The sequence below is a fragment of the Herbaspirillum sp. B65 genome, assembly GCF_000333555.1.
GTDB lineage: Bacteria > Pseudomonadota > Gammaproteobacteria > Burkholderiales > Burkholderiaceae_D > Herbaspirillum > Herbaspirillum rubrisubalbicans.
Window position 1 is genome coordinate 1 of record NZ_BADI01000753.1, and the last position, 3,636, is coordinate 3,636.

The 3,636-nt window shown below is 62.4% G+C and carries 5 protein-coding genes; 4 read left to right on the forward strand and 1 reads right to left on the reverse strand.

The window, feature by feature from the left end; translation table 11 throughout:
• Window positions 1–78: 78 nt before the first annotated feature.
• Window positions 79–1,125: a purine-nucleoside phosphorylase gene (locus I5W_RS17775; protein WP_044530221.1), complete on the reverse strand. Its 1,047-nt coding sequence runs from the start codon at window positions 1,123–1,125 to the stop codon at window positions 79–81.
• A 335-nt stretch (window positions 1,126–1,460) separates the two neighbouring features.
• On the opposite strand from I5W_RS17775, the gene copC reads away from it, so the two are divergent.
• From copC to I5W_RS32880, 4 genes are all read left to right on the forward strand, one after another.
• Complete coding sequence (copC, locus tag I5W_RS17780; protein ID WP_044530222.1) at window positions 1,461–1,826, forward strand: copper homeostasis periplasmic binding protein CopC; 366 nt, start codon at window positions 1,461–1,463, stop codon at window positions 1,824–1,826.
• An 8-nt stretch (window positions 1,827–1,834) separates the two neighbouring features.
• Window positions 1,835–2,707, forward strand: coding sequence for a copper homeostasis membrane protein CopD (copD, locus tag I5W_RS17785; RefSeq protein ID WP_252717090.1), 873 nt, complete (start codon window positions 1,835–1,837; stop codon window positions 2,705–2,707).
• A gap of 161 nt (window positions 2,708–2,868) precedes the next feature.
• Window positions 2,869–3,249, forward strand: coding sequence for a DUF2946 domain-containing protein (locus I5W_RS30125; protein WP_159106133.1), 381 nt, complete (start codon window positions 2,869–2,871; stop codon window positions 3,247–3,249).
• 195 nt (window positions 3,250–3,444) lie between these two features.
• Window positions 3,445–3,636, forward strand: a 192-nt coding sequence (locus tag I5W_RS32880) for a hypothetical protein (RefSeq protein WP_044530225.1), incomplete at its 3' end; no start/stop codon positions are given.

Consider the following 3,636-nt stretch of genomic DNA (forward strand, 5'->3'; position numbering starts at 1 on the left):
CGCTTTTCCTGATTTGGTTTTTTGTCTACTTTATAGAACATCCCACCAAATGGAAAGCCTTTGCCGCATTCTTGCTGCTCAGTCGGCGGGCACGCCCTGGGACCACCGCGTCCAATCCGAGACGATGGCTTCGACCAGCGGGGAACCAGCTCGGTAGAGGTTCTCGGTGGCGATGGCAAAGCCGCCCTGGGTCTCGAAATTGAGCAGGTTGGTCGCGTTGGAGAGGCCTGGCGGCGGCCGATCGAAGTCCGAACCAGTGCGCAGCAACGCTACCCGCGCGGGATCGACCAGACCCTCGGCGCCGGCGCGACGCAAGGCTTCCAGGGTGGCATTGTCTTCCTGCTGCGCGGTACAGTACTGGCCGCGCCCATCGGTGAGCAAGCCGGTCCATTGGGTAGCCCGCTGGCTCAAGCGATGGCCGGAGAACCAGGTGTCGCTGGAGACGGTATCGCAACGCGTGACCTGCGGCTTGGCGCGTGCCACGGCTTGCGTATAGTTGGCGCGATAACGGGCGGCCTGCTCATCGTCGCGCAATACCACCTCGCGCGAGAGCCGATAGGCGGCCTGCTGCAAGGCGGCGTCGAGCTGGAACACCTCGGTACGATAATCCAGCGGCGGTTTCTGGTTGGGATCGCGGGTATTGATGCCCAGGTAGCCACCGCGCCAGTTACGCGGGATCTCGCGCGCATCCAGTTCCCATTGCAGGCCGAAGTCCACGGCATAAGCCGCCCAGGTCGCTGTGCCCAGCGTCCCGTAGTCCGGGTTGATGCCGGCAATGCCGGCGATGATGAAATAGGTGTGCCGCAGGTCCAGCCGCGAGGACAAGGTCAGCGCCATGGTGGAGGCCGCCGCATTGGCATGGCCCATGCCCAGGATAGCCAGGCAGGCGCCGTCCTGGCGGCAATAGATGGGATTGTCCGCGCCCAGGCCAGGTATCACGATCTGTTCGGTGTTGCCCCAATGCTCCAGCCAGTGTTGCGCCTCCGGTTTGAACATGGAGAGCACCATCACCTTGACGGGGCGGGGCGCGTCCGCGGCCGTTGCGCCCTGGCCCCAGGCCAGGGCCAGCAGGGCCAGTGCGGCGCCGGCTTGGCGCAGGGGGCGGCTCAGCCTTGACAGGCGCATTCTCGAGAGCGCGCGGGTGATGGGTCCTCGCGGGTGGTTTGCCATGTGCAGTTCCTTGTTGGATGGATTGATAAGCGGGTGTTGAGGGGAATAAATAGGGGAAAAGCCTTGCTAAGGACGTGCCGACCGCGATATTGCCATAGACGGCCCGCCGTCGCCTATGCCGGCCTCTGGCTAGAGCGCGGAGGGCTGCGGCAATTTGTCGCGCTCCTTTTTTTGTGGACGGCGTAGACTTTAGTCCTCTGTCCTCTGACTTCTTCCTCGATCCCATCCACATCAGTTCTTCGTTGTTAGTCTTCGTTGTTAGTCTTTTCGTCGTTCATCAAATCAAGCTCATGAAAACAATCAAACGCCTTCTTGGGCTGGTCGCGCTGGCCGGTCTGGTTCTGACGCAATCGGCCTGGGCGCACGCTCACCTCAAGACGGCCGAGCCGGCTGACAAGGCCGTGGTGGCCTCGCCTGCGGATCTGACGCTGGGCTTTTCCGAGGGCCTTAACCTGAAGTTCAGTGGCCTCAAGCTGCTGGGACCCGATCAGCAGGAAGTCAAGCTGGGCCAGGCCATGCTGATGGATGAGGGCAAGTCGTTGATGGTGTCGCTGCCTGCACGACTACCCGCCGGCGCCTATACGGTGCAATGGCACGCCTTGTCGGTGGATGGTCACAAGACCGAGGGTAGCTATAGCTTCTCCGTGGCACCTTGATCTCCCCAGTGTTTCTGCTGGGACTGTGCCGCCTGGCGCTGGACGGTGCGGCCTTGTTCCTGTGGGGCATGGCGCTGATGCTGTTGACGCTGGTGGCAGAGCCCTTGCGCACGTGGCTATGGCAGCGCCTGTCCGTCTGGCGCAAGCTGCTGTGCGGGCTGGTCGCACTGGCTATCGTCGTCAGTTTGCCGGTGCAGGCCAGCATCCTGGGTGAGGGCTGGCGCGATGCCTTGCGGCTGGACATGCTGGCCGATGTCGCCAATGGCACCTCGATTGGCACGGCATGGTGGTGTCAATTGGCGGCGCTGTTCGTGCTGATGGGGTGCTGGCGCATGAGCGGCCTGGTCAGTCTGCTGGGGTGCGCAGCAGGCAGCGGCATCCTGCTGGTCAGCCTGGCCCTGACCGGACATGCGGTCATGGATGAGGGCGGCAAGCGTTGGGCCCATCAAGCCAGCGACCTACTGCATGTAGGCAGCGTGGGCGCATGGATGGGGGCCTTGCCGGTGGTCTTGCTGGTCTTGTCCAGGCAATGCCTGCCGGTGTACCCGGCGCTGGCCAAGCAGATCCTGCGGCGCTTTTCCAATGTCGGACACGCGGTGGTTGCCCTGGTACTGCTCAGCGGCCTGTGCAATACCTGGCTCATTCTGGGCGGCTTGCCGCTGGATTGGCGCTTTCCCTATCAGGTGCTGTTGGCGCTGAAGATCCTGGTGGCAGTCATGATGGTGCTCATCGCCATCTTCAACCGTTATGTTCTGGTGCCGGCCATGCGTCATGATCGCCGTGCGCTGGATCGGCTGCGCCGCTTGAGCCTTACGGAGATCGGGCTAGGCTGGCTGGCGCTGTTGCTGCTGGCCTGGCTGGGGATGTTGCAACCCAACTGAAACGCCCAGCGCTGCGGCAAATTGCCGCAGTACTGCCTCTTCCATGCCATTGGCGGCGAGGGCGGCCTTATCATTAGAACGCATCTCACGCCTATTTATGAAATGAGTTCTAGTTTCTATTTTCCCTCTTGCCTACCGTATCGGGCTTACAGAACATGAGCTTGGGCCGACGCCTTCATCGATCGCTCGCATGGCTGGCGCTATGCGTGGTGGTCTTTGGCGCCGCCGCCCCCACCATTTCACGGACATTGGCGGCCAATAGCCAGCTCGCCTGGATGGAAGTCTGTAGCGCCAGTGGGACCCAGCGTATTGCCGTCCCTGCGACCCGGAAAGCGGGGCAGGAACCCATTCCAGCCGATGGCAGCCATTGCGGCTATTGCGTCCTGCAGCAACATGCACCAGCGCCCCCATCGACACCGGCCAGTGCAGCGCCGCAAGTTCTGGTGCTGGCGCAGCCGCTGTCCATCGTCCCCGAGCTGGCCGTCGTCCCAGGCCTTGCACCGACGGCACATCGCAGCCGCGCTCCACCAATCCTGCTCTGATCCCTGTCCAGTGTGCATGATGTGCCTCATGCCTGTCCTGTTGGCGGACCGGCTGTCGGCTGCACACGCATGAAGGGCTGCGCCAGCAACAAGCAGGCATGGGAATTCAATGGCGGATTGGCTAGCCGTTCGAGCAGGCGATCTAAGTCCCATGACATCTGACCTCTATGAAGTGAAGTCAATGCAGGAGCAAGCATGTTCGACGCAATCGATAGGAGTGCCCTTCAATGCCTGCCGGTGGGCAGGCATCTCGGTATTCCTCTAATTCCTTCCGTTCCCAGGCAGCTGACGGTGCAGCAGATCGGGATGCGCTATTACGAGGGGCACGTCAGGCAGCGTTGGGGTGAGCGCGGTGCCAGGGAAGTGTGGCGCATCTTTGCGCGCACG